Origin of the sequence: Kitasatospora sp. NPDC047058, from assembly GCF_040643935.1 — a bacterium.
In the GTDB taxonomy this organism is placed as follows: domain Bacteria; phylum Actinomycetota; class Actinomycetes; order Streptomycetales; family Streptomycetaceae; genus Kitasatospora.
The window spans coordinates 1-4,392 of the sequence record NZ_JBEYVJ010000501.1; the positions used below are offsets into that span (position 1 = coordinate 1).

Annotated in this window: 2 protein-coding genes; both read right to left on the bottom strand. The window is 80.1% G+C overall.

Annotation, left to right across the window (positions count from 1 at the left end; translation table 11 throughout):
- On the bottom strand, positions 1-3,188 hold a 3,188-nt coding region (locus ABZ885_RS36270; protein ID WP_360198624.1), incomplete at its 3' end, for a S1C family serine protease.
- A 311-nt stretch (positions 3,189-3,499) separates the two neighbouring features.
- The coding region (gene truB, locus ABZ885_RS36275) for a tRNA pseudouridine(55) synthase TruB (RefSeq protein ID WP_360198627.1) at positions 3,500-4,392 on the bottom strand (893 nt) is incomplete at its 5' end.

Genomic DNA, 4,392 nt, shown 5'->3' on the forward strand with positions numbered 1-4,392 from the left:
GCCAGCTCGGCGCCCCGCCGGCCCGCCGACGGCCCCCGGGCGTCGGCGAGCACCCGAAGGATCCCGGCGACCGGTGCGCCCGGCTGCGCCAGTCGGTCGGCGAGTGCGGCGAGCACCGGCTCCGGGTCGCTCTCCAGCGCCGGGGCCAGCGCCCGCGCGGTGAGGAAGCGGTCCTCGCCGCTCCGGTAGCGGGCGAGCGCCCGCGGCAGGTGGGCGGCCCGGGTGGCGTCGTCCCGGAGCAGCAGCGCGAGTGCGGCCCCGTGCAGGCCCGGCTCGTCCTCCCGGGCGAGCAGGGTCAGCGCGGTGAACCGCAGCAGCTCCCCCGCGGCGCCCCGGGCGTACGGGGCGGCCCGCAACGCGTGCACGGCGGCGGCGACATGGCGCTCGGGCCGCGGATCGTGGCTCCACCGGTCCACGGCCCGGCAGAGCGCGGACGGCTCCCCGGCCGCGAGGACGGTGAGCAGCGCGTCCGCCCGCGGGTGCGCGGCGTCGGCCAGCGCCTCCGTCAACTCGTCCAGGGCGAGGGCGCGGTGGGCGTACAGCAGGTCGTGGGCGAGGTCGGCGACGGTGGTGCCGGGCCGGCCGGGCAGGCCGCGCGGGTCGTCGAACCAGCGGCAGAGCAGCGGCAGGACACCGACCGGGTCGGCGCACAGCCGGCCGGCGACGGCGGCCAGGAACGGCTGCGCGGGCCCGTCCGCGGTCACCAGGCGGCGCAGCAGCTCCAGTTCGTGGCCGGCCGGCAGGCCGAGGCCGGTCCAGAACGCCGCACCGAAGCGGCCCAGGCCATCCGCCGGGAGCCGTTCGAACCCGCCGGCCGCCGGGGCGACCTCGGCGATCCGGACGGCCAACTGGGACAGCAGCGCCAGGTGTTCGGCCAGGTCCGGGCTGGCCGCCATCCCGGCTTCCAGCAGCCGGCCCGCCCACCAGCCGGGCTCGCTGCCGGGCGGACGCAGGTCCAGTGCCCGCCAGATCCGGTGCAGCCACGGGTCCAGCGCGGGCGCGCCCCAGGACTCCGCCAGCTGCCGGAGCGCGGCCGCCACCGGGCCGACCCGGTGCCGGGGCACCGTCCGGTCCTCCCCCGGCCGTCCGGCCCCCTCGGCCGCCGCCGGGCCGGGCGCGGGTGCGGGGGGCGTGTCCTCGGCCTCGCCGAGCAGCAGCCGCAGCGCCGCGTCGAGGTCCAGGTGCAGGCCCTGCAGCCAGTCGGAGAACTCGCCGTGTGCCGGCCGGTACCCAGGACCGGCGGGCACGAACAGGCCCTCCGCCAGCACGGCGGCCGCCCAGCCGCCCGCCACCGGGAACAGCTCCTCGAACGCCGCCCGGCCGAGCCCGCCCTGCTCGCCCCCGAGCATCCGCCGGGCCGCCTCGTGCACCCGGCCCGCCACCGCGGCCGCCAGCCGCCGGACCCGGCCGTGCGACGTCCTGGCCGGACGCCCGGCACCGCGGCGGTGGGCGCCCGGCCGCCGGGGCCGGCCGCCGTCGGCGAGCCGTTGGGCCACCCGCAGACAGCGCAGGTCCAGCTGCGCCGCGAACAGTTCGCCCCGGCCCGGCGGCTCACCGCGCAGCCCCTCCGCCCACAGCTCCCCGGCCAGCCGGACCGCCAGCGGGTGCCGGGCGTCCGCCGCGGCCGGCCACCCCGGCGGCAGCCCGTACCGCCGCCGCACCCGGTCGGCCGCCTCGGGCGGCAGCGGTCCGAGGCGGTGTACGGCGAGGGCGCGGTGGCAGCGGCACGGGCCCCGGGCTCCGCCGTGCGGCGGCAGGCGGCTCCCGTCCGGTAACACCGGTGCGCCGGCGGCACCCGACGGCTGCCGGGCCGGGGGTGTCCCGCCCTCCCCCGTTCCGCCGTTCCCCGTTCCGCCCACCCCCGCTCCGCACCCGGCCGCTCCGCACCCGGCCGGAACGCCCCGGCCCGCGTCCGCCCCGGCCGCGCCGCGCCACGCCGCCTCCCCGGCCGGAGCCAGCCGCTGCCAGGCCTCCTCCCCACAGGCCGTCAGCAGCCGCGCGCCGGCCGCCTCCAGCCACGCCCCGGCCGCTCCCAGCCAGGCCGCGTCCAGTGGCACGGGCGCCTCCTCCGGCCCGTCGAGGACGACCAGCAGCGGCCGCCCCGCCGCCGCGCACAGGGCCGCCACGGCGTCCGGCCCGGGCGAGGGCGGGCAGCCCAGCGCCGCCTCCGCGGCCCCCAGCGCGCGTCCGACCGCGTCGGCGAGCGGGGCGTCCCCGGCGCGCAGGTCGGCGCCGCGCAGCCAGAGCACCGGCCGGGGCCGGTCCCCGCCGCCACGGCGGACGGCGAGGGCGGCGAGTTCGGTGGTCCGTCCTGAGCCGGGCGCACCGATCAGGGCGGTGACCGTCGCGACCGGCTCCTCCCCCGCCAGGCCGTCCGGGCGGTCGACCCGGTCGGCGGCCAGGGCGGCCACCCGCCCCGGGCCCGCGCTCGCCGCCGCCAGCTGGGCGGCGGCCAGCCGCAGCACGCCCGCCGGGTTGAGCGCCGCCCCGTACGCGGGGACGCCGGCCGCGTTCCGGGCCAGCGCCGCGGCCAGCGCCCGGGCGGTCGGTGTCTGGCCGTGCACGGGGGCGGCGGTGAGCGCGCCCGCCTGCTCGGGGGCGCGCAGCGCTGGTGCGGCGACGGCGACCACCGCACCGCTGCGGGCGTCCAGCACGGGTGTCCCCGCCGGCACGGCCGCCGCACCGCCGCTGACGACGGGCGGGTCGAGCAGCAGGACACCGCCCAGCAGGTGGAAACGTGCGGCCCCGGGCGGCGGGCCGCCGACGGGCACGGCGGGCACGTAGACGGCGCCGGTCGCGCCGAGGACGCCGCAGCGCAGGGCCACCGTCCGGCCGTCCTCACCGGCCGGCGCGGGCAGCACCACGCCCGGGCCGGCGGGCAACCCGTCCGCGCCCGCGACGGGAAGCGGCGGCACCGGGAGCCCACCGACGCCGTCGGTGGCCAGGAGGGCGAGCCCGTGCGCGGGCAACGGCAGGACGCTGTCCGGGCCCAGGACGCGGGTCTGCCCGCCGGGGGTGTGCAGGACGATCCGGCCCAGGCCCGCGACGCTCTCGTGCGCCGTGAGGACGGTGCCCTGCGGGTCGACGACGAACCCCAGCCCGCACAGCCGTCCGTCCAGGTCGCGGATCCGGACCAGGTACCGCCCGGGATCGCCCGCCACCTCGTCGCCGTCCAGGATTCCCGGCATGTCGCGCAGCCCTCCCCGCAGGGCCGGGCGGCCCGGGCGGACGCGTCGCGGCGACCTGCTCGCCGCCGGGGAGCCTGCCCGCCGTCGGCCCCGCGCGACCGTTCCCGCGCCGCTCACCACTGCCGTTCACCTCGCGCGCTCCCCCGTGCGGATGAACCTGCTCAAGCGCCGACGAATGCACCCCGTGGGTGATTTCCACGGCCCGCCACGGCCCGCGCCGCAGCGCGGGAACGCGCGGGCCCCCCGCCGCCCCGGTTTCCCGGGGGCGACGAGGGGCCGGCGGGTGTCCGCGACGGGACCGGCCCGCGGGATCAGCCGACGAAGACCGCGACCGGCTTCGCCTGGCCGCCCTTCTCCTCCACCAGCGCGAGGAACCGCTCGTCCGGCCCGAACACCGCGATCGGCCCGTCCACGCCCAGCCCCGGCGCCTTCAGCCGGGCACCGTGCGAGAGCTGCTTCGCCTGGTCGGCGTCGAGGTCCCAGCGCGGGAACGCCGCCGCGGCGGCCGCGCCGATCGGCAGCACCTCCAGCCCGGTGGCGGCCTCGCCGTGCACCGACTCCTCCAGCTGCTCCAGCGTCCGCGCCGACTCCACCCCGTACGGGCCGACCTTGGTGCGCCGCAGCGCGGTCAGGTGGCCGCCGACGCCGAGCCCGGCTCCGAGGTCACGGGCGAGCGCCCGGATGTAGGTGCCGGAGGAGCACTCCACCGTCACGTCCAGGTCGAGCACCGGCGTGCCGTCCTCGGCGACGGCGGTGCGGTAGTCGTGCACCGTGAAGGAGTGCACGGTGGTCGGCCGGGCCGCCAGCTCGAAGTCCTCGCCCTCGCGCACCCGCGCGTACGACCGCTTGCCGTCGATCTTGATCGCGCTGACCTTGGACGGCACCTGCATGATCTCGCCGGTGAGCGCGGCGATCCCGGCCTCGACCGCCTCCCGGCTCACGCCGTCCGCCGCCGTCGAGGAGGTGACCTCGCCCTCCCGGTCGTCGGTGACGGTGGTCTGGCCCAGCCGGATGGTCGCCTCGTACGTCTTGGCGGTGAGCATCAGGTGGCCGAGCAGCCGGGTGGCCCGCTCGACGCCGATCACCAGCACGCCGGTGGCCATCGGGTCGAGCGTGCCGGCGTGGCCGACCTTCCGCGTCCCGGCCAGCCACCGGAGCTTGGCGACCACCCCGTGCGAGGTGATGCCCTCCGGCTTGTCGACGA